This is a genomic window from Rhodococcus globerulus NBRC 14531 (assembly GCF_001894805.1).
Taxonomy (GTDB): Bacteria; Actinomycetota; Actinomycetes; order Mycobacteriales; family Mycobacteriaceae; genus Rhodococcus_F; species Rhodococcus_F globerula.
Genome location: NZ_BCWX01000001.1, coordinates 719695 through 741718, shown reverse-complemented (window position 1 = coordinate 741718; position 22024 = coordinate 719695). Strand labels below are relative to the sequence as shown.

At 61.2% G+C, this 22024-nt stretch carries 22 protein-coding genes; 12 read left to right on the top strand and 10 right to left on the bottom strand.

All coding sequences use genetic code 11. The annotated features are described in order from the left end of the window. Nucleotides 1-415 precede the first annotated feature (415 nt). The 3 genes from RG2_RS03230 to ramB are packed head-to-tail and all read left to right on the top strand — an operon-like array spanning nucleotide 416 to nucleotide 3460. Entirely contained in the window at nucleotides 416-703 is a 288-nt protein-coding gene (locus RG2_RS03230) for an FmdB family zinc ribbon protein (protein ID WP_072782287.1), read from the top strand. 28 nt (nucleotides 704-731) lie between these two features. Beyond that, complete coding sequence (fmdA, locus tag RG2_RS03225) at nucleotides 732-1991, top strand: formamidase (RefSeq protein ID WP_033235542.1); 1260 nt, start codon at nucleotides 732-734, stop codon at nucleotides 1989-1991. Nucleotides 1992-2047: 56 nt separating this feature from the next. Next, the gene (ramB, locus tag RG2_RS03220) at nucleotides 2048-3460 is read left to right on the top strand and encodes an acetate metabolism transcriptional regulator RamB (RefSeq protein WP_033235543.1); all 1413 of its coding nucleotides are present in this window, start codon (nucleotides 2048-2050) and stop codon (nucleotides 3458-3460) included. A gap of 10 nt (nucleotides 3461-3470) precedes the next feature. On the opposite strand, the gene RG2_RS03215 is transcribed toward ramB, so the two are convergent. From RG2_RS03215 to RG2_RS03175, 9 genes are all read right to left on the bottom strand, one after another. Then, nucleotides 3471-4493, bottom strand: coding sequence for an alpha/beta hydrolase (locus RG2_RS03215; protein WP_033235544.1), 1023 nt, complete (start codon nucleotides 4491-4493; stop codon nucleotides 3471-3473). A 133-nt stretch (nucleotides 4494-4626) separates the two neighbouring features. Further along, nucleotides 4627-5562, bottom strand: coding sequence for an alpha/beta hydrolase (locus tag RG2_RS03210; RefSeq protein WP_230590255.1), 936 nt, complete (start codon nucleotides 5560-5562; stop codon nucleotides 4627-4629). 128 nt (nucleotides 5563-5690) lie between these two features. After that, nucleotides 5691-7337 carry a class I adenylate-forming enzyme family protein gene (locus tag RG2_RS03205; RefSeq protein ID WP_033235546.1) on the bottom strand — a complete coding sequence of 549 codons (1647 nt, stop codon included), beginning with the start codon at nucleotides 7335-7337 and terminating at the stop codon, nucleotides 5691-5693. Between the two features lie 9 nt (nucleotides 7338-7346). Next, entirely contained in the window at nucleotides 7347-8051 is a 705-nt protein-coding gene (locus tag RG2_RS03200; protein WP_033235547.1) for an ABC transporter ATP-binding protein, read from the bottom strand. Next, entirely contained in the window at nucleotides 8035-8829 is a 795-nt protein-coding gene (locus RG2_RS03195) for an ABC transporter ATP-binding protein (protein ID WP_033235548.1), read from the bottom strand. The genes RG2_RS03200 and RG2_RS03195 overlap by 17 nt, the downstream gene beginning before the upstream one ends. Beyond that, nucleotides 8826-9830: a branched-chain amino acid ABC transporter permease gene (locus tag RG2_RS03190; RefSeq protein ID WP_033235549.1), complete on the bottom strand. Its 1005-nt coding sequence runs from the start codon at nucleotides 9828-9830 to the stop codon at nucleotides 8826-8828. Before RG2_RS03190 ends, RG2_RS03195 begins: the two co-directional genes overlap by 4 nt. Continuing rightward, nucleotides 9830-10705 (bottom strand): branched-chain amino acid ABC transporter permease, encoded by an 876-nt coding sequence (locus RG2_RS03185; RefSeq protein WP_033235550.1) that lies wholly within the window; start codon nucleotides 10703-10705, stop codon nucleotides 9830-9832. Before RG2_RS03185 ends, RG2_RS03190 begins: the two co-directional genes overlap by 1 nt. A 15-nt stretch (nucleotides 10706-10720) precedes the next feature. After that, complete coding sequence (locus RG2_RS03180; RefSeq protein WP_033235551.1) at nucleotides 10721-11905, bottom strand: ABC transporter substrate-binding protein; 1185 nt, start codon at nucleotides 11903-11905, stop codon at nucleotides 10721-10723. 116 nt (nucleotides 11906-12021) lie between these two features. Continuing rightward, nucleotides 12022-12765, bottom strand: coding sequence for a TetR/AcrR family transcriptional regulator (locus RG2_RS03175; protein ID WP_033235552.1), 744 nt, complete (start codon nucleotides 12763-12765; stop codon nucleotides 12022-12024). A gap of 321 nt (nucleotides 12766-13086) precedes the next feature. On the opposite strand from RG2_RS03175, the gene urtA reads away from it, so the two are divergent. The 9 genes from urtA to RG2_RS03130 all read left to right on the top strand — a co-directional run bounded on the left by urtA (nucleotide 13087) and on the right by RG2_RS03130 (nucleotide 21405). Then, the gene (urtA, locus tag RG2_RS03170) at nucleotides 13087-14349 is read left to right on the top strand and encodes an urea ABC transporter substrate-binding protein (RefSeq protein ID WP_033235553.1); all 1263 of its coding nucleotides are present in this window, start codon (nucleotides 13087-13089) and stop codon (nucleotides 14347-14349) included. Between the two features lie 48 nt (nucleotides 14350-14397). Further along, on the top strand, nucleotides 14398-15282 hold the full coding sequence (gene urtB, locus RG2_RS03165; RefSeq protein ID WP_033235554.1) for an urea ABC transporter permease subunit UrtB: 885 nt from the start codon (nucleotides 14398-14400) through the stop codon (nucleotides 15280-15282). Continuing rightward, nucleotides 15279-16385 carry an urea ABC transporter permease subunit UrtC gene (gene urtC / locus RG2_RS03160; RefSeq protein WP_033235555.1) on the top strand — a complete coding sequence of 369 codons (1107 nt, stop codon included), beginning with the start codon at nucleotides 15279-15281 and terminating at the stop codon, nucleotides 16383-16385. Before urtB ends, urtC begins: the two co-directional genes overlap by 4 nt. Continuing rightward, the gene (gene urtD / locus RG2_RS03155; RefSeq protein ID WP_033235556.1) at nucleotides 16382-17200 is read left to right on the top strand and encodes an urea ABC transporter ATP-binding protein UrtD; all 819 of its coding nucleotides are present in this window, start codon (nucleotides 16382-16384) and stop codon (nucleotides 17198-17200) included. The genes urtC and urtD overlap by 4 nt, the downstream gene beginning before the upstream one ends. Nucleotides 17201-17203: 3 nt before the next feature. Further along, nucleotides 17204-17896, top strand: coding sequence for an urea ABC transporter ATP-binding subunit UrtE (gene urtE, locus RG2_RS03150; protein ID WP_033235557.1), 693 nt, complete (start codon nucleotides 17204-17206; stop codon nucleotides 17894-17896). A gap of 1 nt (nucleotide 17897) precedes the next feature. Beyond that, nucleotides 17898-18599 (top strand): GntR family transcriptional regulator, encoded by a 702-nt coding sequence (locus RG2_RS03145; protein WP_033235558.1) that lies wholly within the window; start codon nucleotides 17898-17900, stop codon nucleotides 18597-18599. A 103-nt stretch (nucleotides 18600-18702) separates the two neighbouring features. Beyond that, nucleotides 18703-19692, top strand: coding sequence for an LLM class flavin-dependent oxidoreductase (locus RG2_RS03140; RefSeq protein ID WP_033235559.1), 990 nt, complete (start codon nucleotides 18703-18705; stop codon nucleotides 19690-19692). 10 nt (nucleotides 19693-19702) lie between these two features. Next, nucleotides 19703-20875: an MFS transporter gene (locus RG2_RS03135; protein WP_033235560.1), complete on the top strand. Its 1173-nt coding sequence runs from the start codon at nucleotides 19703-19705 to the stop codon at nucleotides 20873-20875. Beyond that, nucleotides 20872-21405, top strand: a complete 534-nt coding sequence (locus RG2_RS03130) for a carboxymuconolactone decarboxylase family protein (protein ID WP_033235561.1) — start codon at nucleotides 20872-20874, stop codon at nucleotides 21403-21405. The genes RG2_RS03135 and RG2_RS03130 overlap by 4 nt, the downstream gene beginning before the upstream one ends. Before the next feature lie 7 nt (nucleotides 21406-21412). On the opposite strand, the gene RG2_RS03125 is transcribed toward RG2_RS03130, so the two are convergent. Next, nucleotides 21413-21988, bottom strand: coding sequence for a TetR family transcriptional regulator (locus RG2_RS03125; protein WP_033235562.1), 576 nt, complete (start codon nucleotides 21986-21988; stop codon nucleotides 21413-21415). Nucleotides 21989-22024: the final 36 nt, after the last annotated feature.

Below are 22024 nucleotides of genomic sequence, written 5' to 3'. Positions count from 1 at the left end.
ACATCGAAAAAGTGCCGTCTACCTGTTGCTAATGCCAATCTTCGCTAGCTTTTCAACACACTTTGCTAAGACTGTGAAGATCGAGAGGGGTTCAAACCTCGCCAATCGGGCAGGTTTCCTACTGGCCGGTAGCAAGAAACTGCAGGCTGTGAACGAAATGCACGCAACCTACTGCGACGACGCAAGCGCGCCGCCGATGGGCAACTCCAGCATCACTCCCAGCAACATTTTGTGACTCGAAGTGACCGCAATCACGCCCGTCTGGGTGGAATTCGCAGATTCACCGTGCGCAGGCGGGATTTATTGCACACAAGTTGCCTCGAAACGTGCGCTTCGGCCTGATTTCGCACACTTGTGTGCACCTGGGCTCGCCGTTCCGCTGCCGCCGACGCCAACCTCCACTAGCGTGACGGCCATGCCCCTGTACGAGTTTCGCTGCACCGGCTGCGGACCGCTCGAACGGTCGTTTGCGATGGCCGAGGTTCCCTCGTCGATTGTGTGCCCACAATGCTCCGCTGATTCCCGACGCGTGATGTCCACACCGAGATTGAGTCACGCATCCTCTGCCGCGATGGGACTACTCGACGCCACTGCGCGATCCGCCCATGAGCCGGCAGTAGTCAACGGCTCACTACCGGGCACTCGCCGCACCGTCACCCCGACTACGTCTAATCCGTTGCACCGCAAGCTACCTCGCCCCTGAGTATCACCTTCGATGATGAGGAGTTCACATGCCGGAGTTGCTGTTCCCCCTCGATTCCACCAAGAAGTTCACCGAGCAGGCCATCGTCGGCCATAACCGCTGGCACCCTGATATTCCGGCCGCAGTCACGGTGAAGCCGGGCGATGCGTTCCGTGTTCACTGCCGCGAGTGGTTCGACGGTGCCATTCACAACGACGACTCCGCGGACGACATCCTCAATGCGCCCCTCACCACCGTGCACACGCTTTCCGGCCCGTTTGCCGTCGAAGGGGCAAAGCCCGGCGACCTCCTGATCGTCGACATTCTCGACATCGGCCCTATCCCCCAAGAAGATTCGGGACCGTTGGCCGGCCAGGGCTGGGGGTACACCGGCATCTTCCCGCGTAACAACGGCGGCGGATTCCTCACCGAGCAGTTCCCCGACGCATACAAAGCGGTATGGGATTTCTCGGGACAGACCGCTACGTCGCGCCATATCCCACACGTGTCGTTCACCGGCATCGTGCACCCGGGACTCATGGGCACTGCGCCGTCAGCGGCCTTGCTCGCCAAGTGGAATGCCCGCGAAGGTGCATTGATTGCCACCGATCCCAATCGCGTTCCCCCGCTGGCACTTCCACCCGAGCCCCGTGACGCCGTACTCGGCACCCTCACCGGCGACGACTACACGCGTGTTGCCGGCGAGGCTGCCCGCACGGCTCCCCCGCGCGAGAACGGCGGCAACCAGGACATCAAGAACCTGACCAAGGGCAGCCGAATCTTCTACCCCGTATTTGTCGACGGAGCGAACCTGTCCGTCGGCGACCTGCACTTCTCCCAAGGCGACGGTGAGATCACCTTCTGCGGCGCCATCGAGATGGGCGGCTTCATCGATCTGCGCGTCGACATCATCAAAGGCGGCATGGACACCTACGGGGTATCCGAGAATGCGATCTTCATGCCGGGCAACACAGATCCGCAGTACTCCGAGTGGCTGGCATTCTCGGGCACATCCGTGACGCTGGACGGTGAGCAGAAGTATCTCGACTCCCATCTGTCTTACCAGCGCGCCTGCCTGCACGCGATCGAATACCTCACGAAGTTCGGCTACGCACCGGAGCAGGCATATCTGCTACTCGGCGCCGCGCCGATCGAAGGCAGGCTCTCCGGCGTCGTCGATATTCCGAACTCCTGCTCGACGGTGTATCTCCCGACCGCGATCTTCGACTTCCCACTTGCCCCGTCTGCGAACGGTCCGTTTCAGATCGATCCCGGCATGGGTGCTCCGCGTTCGGAGAACAAAGCCTAGGTTAAGTCTGCAAACACAAGTTTGCGAACTTCCTACACCCCTCGTATCCTGGCTGAATGTCGAAAACCTTCGTCGGTGTCCGGCTCCGCCAACTGCGTACCGAGCGTGGGCTGAGCCAGGCGTCGTTGGCAAAGACGCTCGAAATATCGGCAAGTTACCTCAACCAGATCGAGCACGACGTCCGCCCGCTGACCGTGCCGGTCCTGCTGCGGATCAGCGAGGTGTTCGGCGTCGACACCACCTTCTTCTCGTCGCAGGACGACACTCGACTGATCGCCGAAATGCGCGAGGTGGCTCTCGATCAGGAAATGGGGATCGACGCCGACGCGCACGAGATCGCCGAGATGGTGTCGAGCCATCCGGGGTTGGCGAAGGCGATGGTCAACATGCACCGCCGCTTCCGCAACACCACGGCGCAGCTGGCCGCGGCCACCGAGGATCGCTTTTCGGACGGCAGCGGCAGTGGTTCCATCACGATGCCCCACGAGGAAGTCCGCGACTACTTCTACCAACGGCAGAACTACATCCACGATCTTGATACTGCCGCGGAAGAACTGACGTCACGCCTGCGTTTCCACCGTGGCGACATCGCGGGCGAAATCGCCCGCCGTCTGGAAACGATTCACGACGTGCAGATCGTTCGCCGAATCGACCTCGGCGAGAACATTCTGCATCGGTACGACCCCGTGAACCGGGTCCTCGAGATCTCGTCGCACCTGTCCGGTGGTCAGCAGGTATTCAAGTTCGCCACCGAGCTCGCTTACCTCGAACACAACGACCTACTCGACTCCCTCGTCGCCGAAGGCAACTTCACCAGCGAGGAATCGGTGTCGCTGGCTCGCCTCGGGCTGGCCAACTACTTCGCCGCGGCTACCGTCCTCCCTTACGGACAGTTTCACGATGTGGCCGAAGATTTCCGGTACGACATCGAACGTATGTCAGCGTTCTACTCTGCCAGCTACGAAACGATCTGCCACCGACTGTCGACGTTGCAGAGACCGAAACTGCGCGGTGTCCCGTTCATGTTCGTCCGCGTCGACCGCGCCGGAAACATGTCGAAGCGTCAGTCCGCCACCGGTTTTCACTTCTCCACCAGCGGCGGCACGTGCCCCCTGTGGAATGTGTACGAAACCTTCTCCTACCCGGGCAAGATCATGCCGCAGATCGCCCAGATGCCTGACGGCAGACGGTACCTCTGGGTGGCACGCACAGTGGAGCGTCGGGCCGCGAGATACGGTCAGCCCCAGAAGATCTTTGCCATCGGGTTGGGCTGCGAGATCCGCCATGCCCACCGTCTCGTCTACGGCGACGGCTTGGACTTGGACGAGTCCAATCCCGGCACACCGATCGGTTCGGGTTGCCGGGTGTGCGAACGCTTGAACTGCCCCCAGCGCGCTTTCCCTCCATTGGGCAAGGCCTTGGACATCAGCGAGCATCGAAGCTCGATCTCGCCGTACGTAATTCGGTAGAGGCTCGACGCTACTGCGAATGCGCACGCAGGAATGCAACCGTGCGATCGAACGCGATCTGCCCGTCGGGAGTATCCAGATCGAACTGGTACTCGTGTTCGAGCGCCGGTTCGTAGTCATCCGGGTAGAAGAGCGCGTCGACGTCGACACCCAGACGAAGGAGTCTGTCAGCGAAAGGTTTCGACTGGCCGGCGGTCAGTTCGTCAGCATTGCCGCCGGTGATGAAGGTCGGGGGGAAAGCCGATGTGACGATGTTCATCGTCGACATCTGCCTGACCGCCGGTGAGTTCTCGAAGTCCTTGGTCCCGGTGTAGGCCCAAACGGATTCGCGGTCTGCCGTCCACCCGAATCTGCCGTCGGGATCGAGGAATTCGTACATATCGAAGACGCCACAGTCCAGGACGACGCCCCGGACCTGCTGCGGCGACAGGCTCGGCGTGACTCCGACTTCGGCGGCGTAGACCGGGTCGGTGATCATTGCAGCAATCTGGCTCGAGATCTGGCCGCCCGCAGAATCGCCGCCGAGGAAGAGTGCGTTCGGATCCACGTGCAACTGCTCCGCATTGTCGGTGATGTACCGATAGGCGTCGTTCAGTTGACGGAGCACTGTCGGGTACGTCGCGTCCGGGCCCAGAGAGTAGTCCAGGGAGATGACCGTGAACCCTTGGCCGGCAAGACTCTTGTAGTAGCCCGAGTAATCTTCCTTGTCGCCGTAGATCCAACTACCACCATGAGTCCAGATGAGTGTTGGCAGCGCTGCCGACGCCGAATCCGGGAAGTAGACGTCGAGTAGGGCATCCGGATCGCCGTCGCGGTAGGTCACATCGGTACGCGTCTCGACGCCGGACGGAGCCAACTCCGACAGCGTCGCAGAAACCGAATCTGCACTTCCTTCCGCCATCCACCGCATTGCCAACGTCCCCGGCCATGGGCTGAAGTACGTCGCCAATCCGCCGATAATCATCAGCGTGAACACCGCGCTCAACAGGCCGAGCGCCCACCTGGGCGATCGACGTGTGGACGACTTGGGCACGGCAACTCCTGGGCGTCGGAAACAGCATCGGGCACAAGGCTAGCGGAGATGCGGTTCCTGGGAATTGCCTGTCAATTATCGACGACCAGATTGCCGGGATTGTCAAATTCTCAAGCAGAACAAGGGGATACGATCAATCAACCCGCGCCGACAGGAAATCCACGGTGCGCTCGAACGCCACCACGCCGTCTGCACCATCGAGGTTGAACTGGTACTCATGTCCGAGCGGCGGCTCGTGATCTTCCGGAAAGAACAACGTGTCCACCTTGACGCCGAATCCAGTCAGCTTGTCGGCCAAAGGTTTCGACTGACGATCTGTCAGCGGGTCGGCATTGCCGCCACTGATATAGGCGGGCGGGAAATCGGCCGTGACGTGATGGAGCGTCGACATCTGTTGCGCCGCTGTGCTATCGACAAAAAGGCGATCACCGGTATAGGCCCACAGCGAGCGATCGACACCCCAGCCGATGATGCCGGGGCCACCCACCATGTTCGCAACATCGTAGATTCCGCAGTTCAGCACAACTCCGCGCAGTTGATCCGGATGCAAGGCCGGCTTCACACAGACAAGGTCCGCGTACTCCGGATTGGTGATGATCGTTGCCAATTGGCTCGACAACTGAGCACCTGCCGAATCACCGGCCAGAAATATCTTCGACGGATCGACGTGCAACCTCTCGGCGTTCGCGAGGATGTACGCGTGTGCGTCGTTGAGCTGACCGATCGCGGTTGGATACCGATGCTCCGGCCCGATGGAGTAGTCCAGCGACACCACGGTGAAACCGCGAGAGGCAAGTAACTCGTAGTACGTGGCGTTGTTGGACTTGTTTCCGGAAATCCAGGCCCCGCCGTGTGTCCACACCACGGTGGGGAGCGCGGTCTGCGTACCAGCCGGAAAATACACATCCAGTCGGGCGTCGGAATCATCGGTGCGATAGTACTGATCCCGAATTGCGTCGACGCCTCCCGGCGCGTGCTTGCGTAGCTTGTCGGTGACCTTCGCGGCGTCGCGGCCGAAAACCCAGCGCACAATCAGCGCGCCGGGCTTCGGGCTGCGAAGCAGAGTCATGAGTCGATGGGACATCGGTGTCCTGAGTCGATGGGACATCGGTGTCCTGAGTCGATATGGCATCGGAGTCCTGACAGCTCGGCACTAGGTTCGAATCAGACTAACCCGACACCGTCGAAGCCGCCGGATCAACAGATCGCCTCAGCCAGTTTCTCGCGCACAAGTTCCTTGACGGCGCCTTTGGCAACCTTTCCGCCGGCTGCCATAGGCAACTCCGCCAGCGTCATCACATACTCCGGAATGTATTCGCGAGTGATGCCCTGCTCACGCATCCACTCGGTGAGCTCTGCCGCGGACAGTGCCTCACTGTCCGTGGTCACGACAACGGCGCACACCTTTTCCCCGAACAGAGCGTCGTCGACGCCGACCGCGGCAACCAAATCCACCAGCGGGTGCGCACGGACGTATTCCTCGACTTCGACGGCGGAGATGTTCTTGCCACCGCGAATGATGATGTCGGCCTTACGACCCACAACGCGGACGCGACCGTCCTCGTCGATTTCGACGATATCGCCGAGCAGCATCCAGCCGTCTTCGGTGTACAGCTCGTTGTTGGCGTCGACGTCGCCCCAGTAGCCCTGACACATCAACGGTCCGTTGACCGCCGGTTGCCCGCGGCGCATGGATCCGACCACTTCTTTTGCGGCGTCGTCGAATACCCGAACCTGCATCCGGTCGATGACGTGACCACAGGTACGCAGCCTGGTATCGGAGTCGTCGTCGACGGTGGTGACGGAGACTGCTCCGGTTTCGTTGGAACCGTAGAATTGCAGCACTGCTGCTCCGGTTCGTTCCTCGAATGCCAGCGCCTCCGAGTACGGAACCGCCTCTCCCCCGGTAAACATGACGCGCAACGTATCGAGGTTTGCGCTCGCAGCGGCGTCGGATCGCAACAGCATCTTGAATTGTGTACTCACACAGTTCAACACGGTGACGCCTTCACGTTCGATGAGATCGATCATCACCGCGACGTCGAATCGCTCCATGACCACGTTGGGGGCGCCGAGCAACGCGGGCAGGAAATGCGACGTCCACAGGCCGAAACCGAAGGGAGCCGGAACCGCCCCGAGGAAGACTTCTTCCGGTCCGACATCGGCTGCCTCTGCGCCGATCTCGGAGAATGCAACCCACCGATCTTCCGTCTGAGTTACCAGCTTCGGAAGTCCGGTCGTACCGGACGTCGAGTTAAGCATGGACACGGCAGCCGTCGAGAAGGTCGGGCTCGAGGCCTCGAAAACCCGCTTCGGCACGGGAAGAGAGACAACACCTCCCACCGCGGCGGCCCGTTCGAAACTCACGGCTCCGGTGTCGTCGGCAAACACCACGTCGAGGGTGGGATGCGCCTGTCGCAGTTGTGAGATCAACTCCGTCGTGTCGACGCCGCGCAAAGATCGCGTCGTCACCAGAACTGTGGCGTCGGAACGTTCGATCAGATGTGAGATCTCGCGGAGCCCGGATCGCGATCCGATTCCCACGGCCACCCGGCCGGTCCGGTACGCGGCACACAGCGCGGCGTGGAAGACCATGGTGTCCGGAAGCAGCACCGCTACATGCCCGTATCCCTCACTGGAAAGTTCGAGTGCCGACGCAATGGCGTCCGCGGCCGCGTCGTACTGCGCCCACGAAATTCGCGAAGTCGGGGTGATGAAGGCCGTGCGGTCCGGAATGGTCTCCGACCAGTGACGGACTATTTCACTGATGCTGACGCCGGAAAATCGATCCGGATCGAGGGCAAACTCGCCGATTGCCACGTCCAACGTTGTGGGTTCCTGCATGATCGTCGTTCATCTCCCCTCGGCGCTGTGCACGCCCATCGACAATTTGTAAGCAGCATCCAGCGAAGCGGCGGAATCGCATTCGCGCACAATCTCGCCGCGTTGCATCACGTACCCACGGTCCACGACCGCCTTCAATGCTGACAAAGCGGGCTCGGCCACAATCACCGTAACCCCTTCCGATGCCAGTTGTCCTACAAGCGTGCGTAATTCAGCCACGATCTTGGGCGCGAGACCGGTCATCATCTCGTCGAGAAGCAGCAACGACGGTTTTGCCAGCAACGCCCGGCCCAGAACCAGCATCTGCTGCTCACCACCACTGAGTACCCCGGCAAAACTCTCAGCGCGGTCCTTCAGAATGGGAAAGCGCGCAAAAGCCGAATCCACTGCGTCCGCGTTCAGACCTAGAAGATCGGCACCCACGCGTAGATTTTCGCGGACCGACATGCGCATGAACAACTGCCGTCCCTGCGGAACATAAGCAAAACCGCTGCGTGCGCGTTCGAGTGCCGACATCTTCTCGACACTGCGGCCATCGACGGCTATCCGGCCGGACGCCGGTACGGAACCGTAGATTGCACCCATCAGAGAAGTCTTGCCCGCACCGTTGGGTCCGACCAGCGCGGTGACCTGACCGGGGGCAGCGACGAAGCTGACGTCGCGTACCGCGATGGCCGATCCGTAACGGACAGTGACCTTATCGACCTCGAGCATTGCTCACACCCTCTTCGTCGTCGGAACCGAAATACACCTCACGCATCGCGTCGCTGGACAGGCAGTCCTGCGGCGGACCGTAAAACGCGACGCCGCCGAAGTTCAGCAGGACAACCGTTGTCGCAAGTTCTGCGATGAGGTCGACGTTGTGATCGACGAGAACAACACCCTTGCCCTGCGCGGCAATGGAACGGACAGCGCCCGAAACAGCGTCGATGCCGTCGTGATCCGCGCCTGCAAACGGTTCGTCCAGGAGCAGCACTTCCGGACCGGTAGCCATCGCACGCGCAACCTCGACCAACCGCTGCGCTCCCAGACTCAGATCCCCGCACGCGCTTTCGGTGTCGCTGATCGAATACTCCCGCGCGAGCGCCGAAGCCTGGTCCGACGCTTTGTCCCAGTTCTCGAACGGCCCCTTGATCGCCCACCACAGCGAGCGCAGCGGCGACGTGATCCGGTGCCCGTAGAGTCCCGGGATGATGTTGTCGACGGCATTGAGTTCGAGTGCCAATTGCGGATGCTGGAACGTACGCGAGAGCCCCTGCCTGGCACGACGTTCCGACGGGCCGGTCAGGGACTTACCGGCCAGCGTGACCGTTCCGGAATCGGCTTGTTGGGTACCGAAGATGCAGTCGACGAGTGTTGTCTTGCCTGCGCCGTTCGGTCCGACCAGACCGATCACCTCACCGCGACCGACACTGAACGACACGTCGTCGACGGCACGCACACCGCCGTAGGACTTGTGGAGCCCACGAACCTCGAGCAACGGATCGGTCATCGGGAATCACGCTCCTGGTAGGTAGCAGTCAGACGGTTGATCAACGCGCGAGACCAACCGATCACGCCGCCAGGCGCGACGATCAGGATGACCAGAACCGCACCGGCCAGCAAGAGTTCACCACTGCCCTGATAACCGGGCATGTTGAGTGTCACGATCACCACGATGAGAGCGCCGAGCGGTGCACCCCACGCGGAACCGCGGCCACCGATGATCGGCATGAAGATGGCAAGGAAGACGATGCTGAGGGTGAAGGTTTCCGGCGTCACCGCTTGAACCGAGACGGTGAAGAGCGATCCCCCGGTCGACGCGATTGCCGCGCCGATAGCCAGTGCCACGACGGTCAGATGCATCGGGTTGACACCGGATGCCCTGGCGACATTCCGATTGTCCCGCGAAGCTTGCAACATCAGGCCCCACACGGACTTCCGTAGTCGATCGACCGCAACGGCGATGACGCAGACGAACAGAATCGCGAAAACGACCAACGCATAACGAGGTGGTTCCCAGCCGAACATCGTGAGAGCCGCGACGCCCGAGATTCCCGCCGAACCGCCGGTGAAACTCGGTCCGTCGATGAGCCAGTGCTCGAAGGCAATTCCGAACAGTAGAGTCACAGCGGCGAGGTAGAACCCGGAAAGCTTCTGCGTGGCAAGACTGAGCAGCACTGCCACACACGCCGCGACCAGAGCGCCGATGAGCCACCCCCACCACATCGACATCCCGGTCTTCACCGACATCAAGGCAACCGCGTAAGCCCCGATCGCCGCGTAGGCGCTGTAGGCCATCGACAGGGAACCTGCCAGAACGAAGGGAACATACATCCCCAGCGCAATCAGCGAGTACGTCGCGGCCAGGAAGATAAGGTCCTGCCGGTACAGGCTCGGCCCCATCCACAGGAGAAGTACGGCAACAACTGTCACCGTAATCAGGACTTCTCGCGACACGTTGCCGAGCCGCGCTCGCGACCTGATCGCGCGAGGTGTGGTTATCGCACCCATCAGACGCGCACCTTTCTCGAGAGCAGACCTTCCGGGCGGAAGGCGAAGAAGACCAGAGCGATCAGGAGGATCGCGGTCTGTGCGGCGCTGGCACCGAAGTAGTACGGCGCGAATACCTGGACGATGCCCAGCAACATTCCGCCGATCAGCGGTGCCCAGCTACGCCCGGTACCGCCGATGACCAGAGCGATGAATGCGGTGAGCGTCCAGGACAATCCACTGGTGAACTGCACGCCGGCTTTGGGAGCGAACAACAGTCCGGCGATCGCGGCGATGACGCCCGCGAGTGTGAAGGCAATCAGTCGAACACGGTCGACCGGCAAGCCAAGTACCCGTGCTGCCTCAGGGTTGTCGCCCACGGCGCGCAGCAACCGGCCGGCGGTGGACCTGTTCAGCCACAGTCCGATTCCGATGAACACCAGCGCAGTCGCCACGATCAGAACTACAGTCGCGCTGTCGAGCGTTGCGCCGCCAACGGTGATCGGATCGAAGTCGAAGATCTTCTGCCCCGGCAACGGCGTACGCCCGAATACGGTTCCCGCAAGCTGCTGAATACCGAAGAGCACCGCCGTCACGGCTACCAAGGCCGGCAGCTCACCGCGCCCCGAACGCTTCTGAACCTGCTTCACCACCAGCTTTTCGGTCAGCACCGAAAGCGCCACTGCAACAGCAATTCCCAGTGGCATGGCCAACCACAGCGCCAACCCGTGATTGACCGCGATCCAACTGCTCGCCATAGCCGCTGCCATGGCGTACGGACCCATCGCGAAGTTGAAGAAATCCGCGCCGACCACCACGAGGTACATCCCCAGGGCGATCAACGAGAAGAAAGCACCGATCTCGATGGCTGCAAGCCAGAGTTGTGCGTCTGTCATGTCAAAGCTCCTCGGTTATCCGCACGGGGGCTGATAGGAATCCCACGGATGGGCGGGCTTGTTGTCGTCACCGAATTCGATGAGCACCAGTCCGCACAGGCTGTCCGGGGCCAAGTGGTCGCCCGGGCTGAAGGACAGTGTCAAATCGTCCTGGCCGAAACTGGAGGGAAGACCCGAAACCTGCTGGAGTGCATCACGAACGGCGGTCCGGTCCTGATGATCACCGGCAATCTCGATGGCCTTCGCCAGCATCATGACCGCGTCGTACGATTGCGCGTCGTAGGCGGTCAACTGATAGTCGGCGCCCTTGACCGCCCGGACCTTCTCGGTCAACTCCGCAGTTCGCGCATTGTCGGCACTGAGCGATCCCATGTAGACCATGCCACTCAGGGCCTTCGGATCGGCCAAAGCCCACGACGCCGGCTGGTTTCCGATGGAGGCCAGTGAGAAACGTTGCGTCTCGGGAACGATCTTCGAAAGTGTGTTGTGCGCCAGAATCTCGAAGTGCCCACCGATGCTGGCCACAAGAATGGCGTCAGGCTTCGTCTCCGCGAGTCGCGACACCTGCGCCGTGAGGTCCGCGGCGTCTACCGGAGCCTTCTCGACGGCAGTGACCGTTGCGCACTTCTCCAGCGCCGGACGCAGCGTCTTGATGATGCCGTCGATGGAAGCGCTTGCATCACCGAGGATTCCGAGTGAGCGGTAGCCCAGCTTCTCGAACGCTCCGCAATACACCTCGGCATATTGCTTGAGCGAGTTGGGGATCATGAACGAATAGTCGTTGCCCGGAGGGGAAGCAAACGCGTCGCTGAGGACAACGGGCGCAATCGCCGGGATCTTCGACTGCTCGAGAATCGACTTCGCCTGCAGGACCGAGCCGCTGCCGGTCGCCAGAATGACGGCACTTGCGCCCTGATCGACCAACTTACGAATGATCGACGGCGTCTTGGTGGGACTGCTCTCGTCATTCTCGACAACCAGGCGGACGGGCTTGCCGTTGATCCCACCTGCCTGGTTGATCAAGTCGACGCTGAGGCGGACCGTCTTGCCCGCGATGGTGCTGTACGACGCACCGGGGCCCGTCGAATCCTCGTCCAGCCCGATCACGATCTCGTTGTCCGGAATGACTCCAGCAGATGCACACGCACCTGCCCCGAGCACGACTGCCGCGGCTACGGCTATTGCCTTCGCGAGTCTCACATCCCACTCCTGTCCAAACGATATTTGGTAAATCAAACAAGCGCTTGATTTACGACGCTGGGCAGAAGTATGCACTGGGTCACATAGATAGTCAAAACCGCCGTAACAGGGAGCGATCAGCCCCGTTGTTCGGCCTGCAGATCGCGAATCGCGGTGCTCAGATCGCGGATAACCGACTTCAACTCGTCGACGTCCGAACGCAGTTCGGCAACCTCGCCGACCGGCGGTGCAACGTCGACATTGTCAGTCTTGACCTTCACCCGAGCGAGCGCTGTGGAACCGTCGCCGCGGCGGGCAAAACCGTCGAGAAACACAAGGATCAAATTCCGCTGCAGTTCAGGCGCCAACTCGGCCAACTGTGAACGGTATTGAGCCACCGTCGACCACACCGACTCCCGCATCAACCGATGAAACTGTTCAGGATCGATGTCTTCGCGAAACTCCCCGTCTGCAATCCCACTCGCAATTGCCGTGCGCCAGTAGCTGTGCGCCTGATGGACCGCAACGGTGATCAGCGCGTCGGAAGGCTGGGACGACAGGATCGCTTCGCCTTGATAGACCTCGGTGGCGTATGGGTGGTCGAGCGCGGTATTGAACGACACCTCGACCATGGAGGCCAACCGGTCGCGAGCTGATCCACCAGGTTCGATCGAGTCCTCGTATCTGATGTTGAGATCTTCGAGGAAACGCACGACTATTTCGTGCGCCATCGCATCCTTGGATTCGAAGTAGTGATAGAGGCTTCCGGACAGAATTCCGACCTCGTCGGCGATATCTCGCACCGTCGTTGCCGCGATACCACGCTCGCTGAACAATTTTGCCGCGTGAGTGAGTATCTCTTCCCGTCGGGTCGAACGCACTGGTCTAGTCCCCTCATCAATCGTCAAGCGAATGCTTGATCGAATATCGAGGATGCTAACACCGAGCCTGCTCTGACCTGCGGAGTGAGCACTCGTTCATCAAACCGTCATATCGGACACACGATGGTGATCGAGTCTATTTCTTTCAGAAACAAGTTCTCCCTACGCTCATCCGCATCGACGAATACAACGCCGTATACGCGAGCCGGATACATCACATCCGGTAGTCCGTTCCCCGAAGCCACGTACCTGTAGCCACGCGCCTGTTTTCACGTAGGTGAAAAGCCAGGTACTGAAGTCATGAAGACGAAAGGCCCGTCTATGCGAACCTTCTCGAAGCGCACCCTCGCCGCTCCGGCAGCTCTTGCAGCTCTGGGTTTGGTACTCACCGGTTGCGGAAGCAAAGCCTCTGATACAACGTCGGGTGACACCACGGCAGCATCGTGCGTCGACACCTCCGGCGACACGATCAAGGTCGGTTCACTCAACTCGTTGTCCGGCACCATGGCCATCAGTGAAGTGACAGTGCGCGATTCGATTGCACTCGCAGTTCAGGAGATCAACGACGCCGGTGGCGTTTTGGGCAAAAAGGTTCAGATCGTCGCCGAGGACGGCGCATCCGAGCCGACGGTATTCGCAGAAAAGGCGGAGAAGCTCATCAGCAGCGACTGTGTCGCAGCAGTTTTCGGCGGCTGGACGTCGTCGAGCCGTAAGGCCATGCTCCCGGTCTTCGAAGACAATAATTCGCTCCTCTACTACCCCGTTCAGTACGAGGGCCTCGAGGATTCCAAGAACATCTTCTACACCGGCGCTACGACCAATCAGCAGATCATCCCGGCACTGGACTACCTGAAGGAAAAGGGCGTCAAGTCCCTCTACCTGGTCGGAAGTGACTACGTCTTCCCGCAGACCGCCAATCGCATCATCAAGGCGTACGCGGAAGCAAACGGCATCGAGATCAAGGGCGAGGACTACACGCCGCTCGGTTCGACCGACTTCTCCACCATCGTCAACAAGGTGCGCACGGCTGACGCCGACGCCGTATTCAACACGCTCAACGGCGATTCGAACGTCGCGTTCTTCCGCGAGTACACCAATGTGGGGCTGAAGCCGGCCGACATGCCTGTCGTCTCGGTGTCCATCGCAGAGGAAGAGGTCGGCGGCATCGGCGTGCAGAACGTCGAAGGACAGCTGACGGCCTGGAACTACTACCAGACCATCGACACCCCGGAAAACAACAAGTTCGTCGCGGCATACAAGGCGAAGTACGGCCAGAACAAGCCGACGTCCGACCCCATGGAAGCTGCATACACGTCGGTGTACCTGTGGAAGAACACGGCCGAGAAGGCCAATTCCTTTGCTGTCAAGGATATTCAGGACAACGCCGACGGGGTCACCTTCGAAGCCCCCGAAGGCCTCGTCACCATCGACGGCGACAACCATCACATCACCAAGACCGCCCGCATCGGCGAAATCCGAAGCGACGGACTGATCTACACCGTCTGGGATTCCGGTCAGCCGATCGAGCCCGACCCGTACCTCGAGAGCTACCCGTGGGCCTCAGGTCTCGGCGCCAGCAAGTAACAACCTGACCGCAATGAAACCGACTGGTAGAGAGGTGGAACGTCTGTCATGGATGTTGTGATCGGACAGCTGTTCACAGGTTTGAGCATCGGCTCGATTCTGTTGTTGGCTGCATTGGGACTATCGCTCACGTTTGGCCAAATGGGTGTCATCAACATGGCCCACGGCGAGTTCATCATGGCCGGCTCGTACACGGCCTACGTTGTGCAGCAGGTAATCTCCAATGCAACCGGTTCGTTGATCATCTCTCTACTGGTCGGTTTCATCGTCGGCGGATTGATGGGTGTGGCCCTGGAAGTGCTTCTGGTGTCACGGATGTACCACCGCCCGCTCGACACGTTGTTGGTGACGTTCGGCGTCGGACTGATCCTTCAGCAGTTGGCGCGCGACATCTTCGGTGCGCCTGCCGTCAACACCACCGCACCGTCCTGGCTTTCGGGCGGTGTCGACATCCTCGGCGCCGTAGTTCCGAAAACCCGCATCTTCATTCTGGTGCTGGCAATCGCGGCGGTGATCGCATTGTCTCTGGCACTCAAGCAGTCGTCGATGGGTAGGCGCATCCGCGCCGTAGTCCAGAACCGAGATCTGGCCGAGACCAGCGGAATATCTTCCCGCCGTACCGATATCACCACCTTCTTCCTCGGATCCGGCCTCGCCGGTGTTGCCGGTGTCGCCCTGACCCTGATCGGTTCCACCAGCCCGACCATCGGGCAGTCGTATCTGATCGACGCGTTCCTGGTTGTGGTCGTCGGCGGACTCGGACAGATGAAGGGCGCAGTGATCGCCGCGTTTGCACTCGGCATTCTGAACTCCTTCATCGAGTACTCCACCACCGCATCGATTGCCAAGGTCATCTTGTTCGTCATCATCGTCGTCTTCCTCCAAGTGCGTCCCCAGGGACTGTTTGCAGTCAAGACAAGGAGCCTCGTATGAGCGTCCTGACCAATCCCCGAATCCGGGTCTGGGGCGGATTCGCGCTCGCCGCGATCATCCTGTTCGGACTTGCCCCTGCCGTGCTCTCCGACTTCCGACTCTCCCTGCTGGGAAAGTTCCTGTGCTTCGCGATCGTCGCAGTGGGCATCGGACTCGCCTGGGGCAGAGGCGGAATGCTCACCCTCGGCCAAGGTGTGTTCTTCGGCATCGGCGCCTACGTCATGGCAATGCACCTCAAGATCGCCGACGCCGAACTCAAAGGTGACGCGGTACCCGATTTCATGGCGATCGCCGGCAAGACCGAACTGCCCGGTTACTGGCAGCCGTTTGCCTCCCCGTTCGTCGCGATCTTCGCGGTACTGTTCCTGCCCGCGACCGTCGCGTTTCTCCTCGGACTCGGCGTGTTCAAACGACGCGTCAAGGGTGCATACTTCGCGATCCTCTCGCAAGCTCTCGCAGCGGCATTCGCCATCCTGCTGATCGGTCAGCAGACCATCGGCGGCAGCAACGGACTCAACCGTTTCCGCACGTTCTTCGGCTTCAACCTCAACGACCCCGCCAACAAGCAGATGCTGTTCTTCATCGCCTCCGGAGTGCTCCTCGCCTCCGTCGCCCTGATCCGGCAGCTGATGAACTCGCGCTACGGTGAACTGCTTGTCGCAGTGCGAGATCAGGAAGAGCGCGTGCGCTTCCTCGGATACGACCCTGCCAACATCAAGCTGGTCGCCTACGTCACCGCCGCATTCCTGGCCGGTATCGCCGGAGCGTTGTTCGTGCCCATCGTCGGCATCATCTCCCCCGCCGACGTCGGGATCGTTCCCTCCATCGCCTTCCTCATCGGCGTGGCGATCGGCGGCCGCGCAACGCTTCTCGGCCCCGTGCTCGGTGCCATCGGTGTTGCCTGGGCCCAGTCGGCCTTCTCCGAGAAGATGCCGTCCGGCTGGATCTACGCCCAGGGTCTGATGTTCATCGTCGTCGTCGGGTTCTTCCCCGCCGGAGTCGCCGGGCTCTTTGCGCTCCTGCGCCACCGCCGAAAGCGTGAAAAGACCACCCCCGAAACACCGAAAATCAGCGAACCGGAAACTGTGGAGGTGTCCGTATGACCAGCACCGGTACAACCGACACAAGCGCACCGAACCCCGTATTGGGCGGCAATGCCGGAATGTCTTCCGAATACCTGGAAGTGCGGAACTTGAGTGTCAGCTTCGACGGATTCAAGGCCGTCGACAGTGTGGACCTGACTCTGATGCAGGGTGACCTTCGCTTTCTGATCGGACCCAACGGCGCCGGAAAGACCACCCTTGTCGACGCCATCACCGGATTGGTACCGGCGACGGGTTCGATCACCAAGTCCGGTGAACAGTTGCTGGGCAAGAAGGTTCACAAGATCGCCCGCCTCGGGGTCGGGCGCACCTTCCAGACCGCCAGCGTCTTCGAAGAACTCTCCGTTCTGCAAAACCTGGACATCGCTGCCGGTGCGGGCCGCTCCCCGTGGGAGTTGCTGCGCACCCGCAAATCCGTTCTCCCCGAGATCGAGGAAGCCCTCGAAACCACCGGACTCGAAGCTCTACGCGATACACCCGCCGGAATCCTCGCGCACGGGCAGAAGCAGTGGCTCGAGATCGGAATGCTTCTGGTACAGAACTGTTCGGTACTTCTACTCGACGAACCCGTCGCCGGAATGAGCCTGGAAGAACGCGAGGAAACCGGCAACCTCCTGCGTCGTATCGGTGGTGCGCGCACCGTGGTTGTCGTCGAGCACGACATGGACTTCATGCGAGCATTTGCCACCTCGGTCACCGTCCTCGCAGCAGGCAAGGTTCTTGCGGAAGGAACTGTCGCGCAGGTTCAGGCCGATCCCAAAGTCCAAGAGGTCTACCTCGGCACCGCTGCGGCTGTGCCTCACGGCGAGGAGTGAATCATGCTTGAAATCAAGGACGTCCGCGCCGGATACGGACGCACCGAGGTCATCCACGGAATCTCGCTCACCGTCCCGGGCAACGGTGTCGCCGCCGTCATGGGCCACAACGGCGCCGGAAAGACGACGTTGCTCCGAGCCGCTGTCGGGTTGATCAAGCCGACCAGTGGAACGATCCTCCTGAACGGCGAAGACATCACGACACTGCGGCCGAGCGCCCGCGTCACCCGCGGCCTCGCCTATGTCCCCCAAGGACAACAATCCTTCGGCCAACTCACCACGGCCGAGAACCTTCAGGTTGTCGCGGACGGCCGCAAACGCGGAAAGGCGCTGATTGCAGAAGCATTGGATATGTTTCCCGCGCTGACCACACTGCTCGACCGCCGAGCCGGCTTGCTGTCGGGTGGGCAGCGACAGCAACTCGCCATCGCCCGCGCCCTCATCACCGAACCGAAGATTCTGATCCTCGACGAACCCACCGAAGGCATCCAACCCAACGTCGTCGCCGAGATCGAACGCACCATCATCGACCTCACCAATCGCGGCGATCTCGGAGTCCTCCTGGTCGAACAGCACATCGGGTTCGCGCTCCAGTCAGCGCAGCACTACAGCGTTCTCGCGGCCGGTCATGTGACGTCGACCGGAGAGGGAGGCACCACATCCACCGATGCCGTCCGACGAGCGATGGCCATCTGACATGTCCGCCGTCGAACATTCGACCGGATCGCTGCGGGATCAGGTGTATCAGTCGATCCGGGCCGATCTGATGGCCGGGAAGATCACGCCGACGGAACGACTGAGCGAGGAGCGGCTCGCGCAGATCTACGGAGTTTCGAGAACTCCGGTGCGAGAAGCTCTGGCCCGCTTGCAATCCGACGGTTTGGTTCAACGCGGCGAGCATGGGCTGTATCCTTATCGGCCACGCCTGGAAGATCTCAACGGATTGTACGAGCTACGAATATTGCTCGAACTACAGGGAATTCGCCGAGTCATCGATACGGAGTACGCCCGTCACGACGCAGATATTCTGGGTGCTGAACTCGAAAAGTGGTATGCGCTGCGCACCCATTCGCTCGAACCGGACTCCAGCTTTGTCACTCTCGACGAGGAGTTTCACACGGCACTACTTGTATCGGCCGGAAACCCCGCACTGACGGAGGCCTTGGCAACCGTCAATGCCAAAATCCGGCCGGTACGGATGTTCGACTACCTGACGCCGGCCGGGATCGAAGCGACGATCGACGAGCACATCGCGATAGCTGAACTTGTTCTCGACAACAAGTTGCCACAAGCGTTCGAGTCGTTGCGGGCGCACATCGACGACGGCAGGCTCGTGGTTGTCGAGCACGCGCGGCAGGCGTTGTCGTTGGCGGCACTGGCGAGTGCGGTTCGATACTGACGGGCGCGTTTCGATTTTTCGGGTGGTGAGGAAATAGGAATGCACTCGCGGCGGTTGCACCTCACAACAACTGTTTTCTGCCGCCTCGAAAGGTGCCCACTTCATGTCGGTTCCACTCTCCATCCTCGATCTTGCGCACATCGGCCAGAACGAGACCGCCAAAGACAGCTTCGACGCCAGTGTCACGCTGGCGCAGCGAGCCGAGGAGTGGGGCTACCAGCGAATCTGGTACGCCGAGCACCACAACATGGGCTCCATCGCGTCGTCCGCGACCAGTGTCCTGATCGGCCACGTTGCAACTCACACCACCAAGATCCGACTTGGCGCTGGTGGCATCATGCTCCCCAACCACGCACCGCTCACCATTGCCGAACAGTTCGGCACGCTCGAGACACTGCACCCCGGACGCATAGATCTTGGCCTCGGACGCGCACCCGGCAGCGATCAGAAGACGATGCAGGCCCTGCGCCGCGACCCCAGTTCGTCCGACAGCTTCCCGCAGGATGTCCTCGAACTTCAGGGATATCTTGGCGACACCTCGCGCATTCCGGGCATCAGCGCGGTGCCAGGCAAGGGCACCCATGTCCCCCTCTACATCCTCGGTTCGTCACTGTTCGGCGCAAAACTTGCCGCGATGCTCGGCCTTCCCTACGCGTTTGCGTCACACTTCGCGCCTAACGCTCTTCGCGACGCCGTGACCATCTACCGCCGGGAGTTCAAGCCGTCGGAACAGTTGGCGGAGCCGTACGTGATCGCGGGCGTCAATGTCATCGCCGCCGATACCACCGAGCAGGCTCAGCAAGAGTTCCTCGAATCCAAGCGCAACCGCGTCAGCTTGCTCCTCGGCCGTGGCCGCACGTTCACCGACGACGAGGCCGACATGTTGCTCGACTCCCCCGCCGGTCAACAGGTTCTGCAAATGGCCAGGTACAGCGCCGTCGGCACACCCGCAGAAGTCCGCACGTACCTGGACGAATTCACCGAGCATGCGCAGGCCGACGAGTTGATCACCGTCTCAACCGGCACCAACCGCGCCGCGTGGCTGCGCACGTTCGAACTACTCGCCGACGTCAGCAACCTGGTGCCCGCCTAAGCTGCGGGGCATGGGCGATCCATCCCGTCGCGGGTTCATCTCGGTACTTGCCGTACTTCTGTCGACGGGGTGGGCCGCCAACCACTTTGCCTCCCTCATCCCGGTACTGCGGGAACACGAGGAACTCTCGCACGCCGTTCTCGACGGCGTGTTCGGCATCTACGCGCTGGGTCTGCTGCCCGGACTGTTGACCGGTGGTGTGCTGTCCGATCGTGTCGGACGAGCAGCCGTTGTCCTGCCAGGAGCTCTGGTGGCGTCGCTGGGCACGGTATTTCTCTTGCTGTGGCACAACACTTCCGGCCTCCTGGTTGGCCGTCTTGTGGTCGGCGTCGGCGCCGGTCTGGCAATCGGCGCCGGCACAGCCTGGGCCGCTGATCTGCGCGGCAAAGCCGGAACCGTGATGGCCGGCGTTGTCCTCACTTCCGGTTTCGCCTTGGGTCCCTTGTTCTCCGGCCTGATGGCCCAGTTCGCGGCCTTTCCATTGGCCACGCCCTTTGTCGTCTCGGCGCTGCTGTCCGTCTGTTCCGTTGCCGCCGCGGCGATGTGGAGTCGAACACCGACCTCACCTTCGGCAGTGCTCCCGTTACCGGCCGACGGGGAACGATCCGTCCGCTCGGCCTTGATCTGGGCGCTACCGCTCGCGCCCTGGGTGTTTGCCAGTGCGACAGTCTCATTCGTGACGATGTCCGCGCGACTAGGCGATCGATACTCCGGACCACTACTCCCCGGAATAGCCGCAGCACTCACACTCGGCGCGGGCATCATCGTTCAAACCATTGCCCGTCATCGCGATTGGGGCAGGCAGGCCGGAAGCGCCGGTGCCGGACTAGCCGCGCTCGGATACTGCCTCGTCGCAGCCGGCGGAGCCCACCCGCCGCTTGCCCTGTTTGTCGTGTGCGCCCTCACGCTCGGAACCGCATACGGCCTGTGCCTGCGTAGTGGTCTCCTCGACCTCGAAACCCTTGCGCCACCGGCGTCACGCGGAACATTGACGGGCATCTTCTACGTCGGCACGTACCTCGGCTTCGGACTGCCGGTCTTGCTGGTTGTCCTCGAACCGAGCCTGGGACCGTCGATACCGATGCTCGTTCTCGCCGCACTTGCCGCGCTGGTTGCCGTAATCCGATTCCGGGCAGTGTTAGCGTCGTATCAACCCACGACACTCGAGGAGTACGCGTCATGACCGCACGCATCCGGCCAGGCCGATTCAAAGAACTTGGCCCGATCAACTGGGGAATCTGGCGTGTCCTCTCGAAAGCCGCGGGCGCACCGGACGCACACCTGTTCAGCACGTTAGGTCGGACCGGCGGCCTGTTCCGAGGTTGGCTGCACTACTCCGGGTCACTGATGCCCGGCGGCAGGATCTCACGCCACGACACCGAACTGATCATCCTGCGCGTCGCACACCTGAGGCAGTGCGACTACGAAATGGATCACCACATCAGGCTCGGCCGAAAGGCTGGAATCGACGCCCAGGAGCTTGCCCGAATTATCGAGGGCCCCAACGCTTCCGGGTTGAGTTCTCGTCACCACGCGATCTTGACCGCGGTCGACGAGTTGGTCACCACCAAAGACGTCACCGACGTGACCTGGAACATGTTGTCCCAGCACCTCGACGACCGTCGGCTCATCGAATTCACGTTGCTGGTCACCCAATACGACGGCTTGGCTACCACTATCGCGACGTTGCGCGTCCAACGCGATTTTTCGTAGCCGGCCATCAGGGTTTGCAAATACGAATTGTCGCTTCCCGCACCACTTCACGGCGGCGCGCGAGTTCCTGCGCATCCACGGATTGATTGTCGACAATGCCGGGTGCGACCACCCAAGCAAAGACGAGGCCGAAGATCAAGGTGATGAGGTCTTCCGGATTCCAGTGCGCTGCGATGCCGCCGTCGTCCTGAGCCTTGCGGATCGCAGCCATCCGCGGGAGCCAACTGGAGTGCTCTTCGGCTTGCTTACGCATCCGCGGGCCTTCACCTTGCAGTTGGCCCCAGATCATCATGCGCTGGATGTGCGGCTTTCGGGTCATGGCATCGAACAATTCGACAGCATGCTGCGGTATGTCCCCGCCCACCCACTCCACGCATTCCATGGCTTCGACAAAATCCGCGTCGAGCACGGCGTGAAAGAGCGCCACCTTGTCACCGAAGTACGCGTAAAGCCGTTCCTTGCTGGCGTTGCCGTTCTTCGCGATGCGATCGATCCGTGCGCCGGCGAGTCCGTAGGTGCCGAATTCTTCTAGCGCTGCGTCAAGGATTCGCTGCTTCGTTGCGGTCACATCTGTGGGAGCCATAGTGATTATCGTAACCGAACGAACTATTTCGTTTGA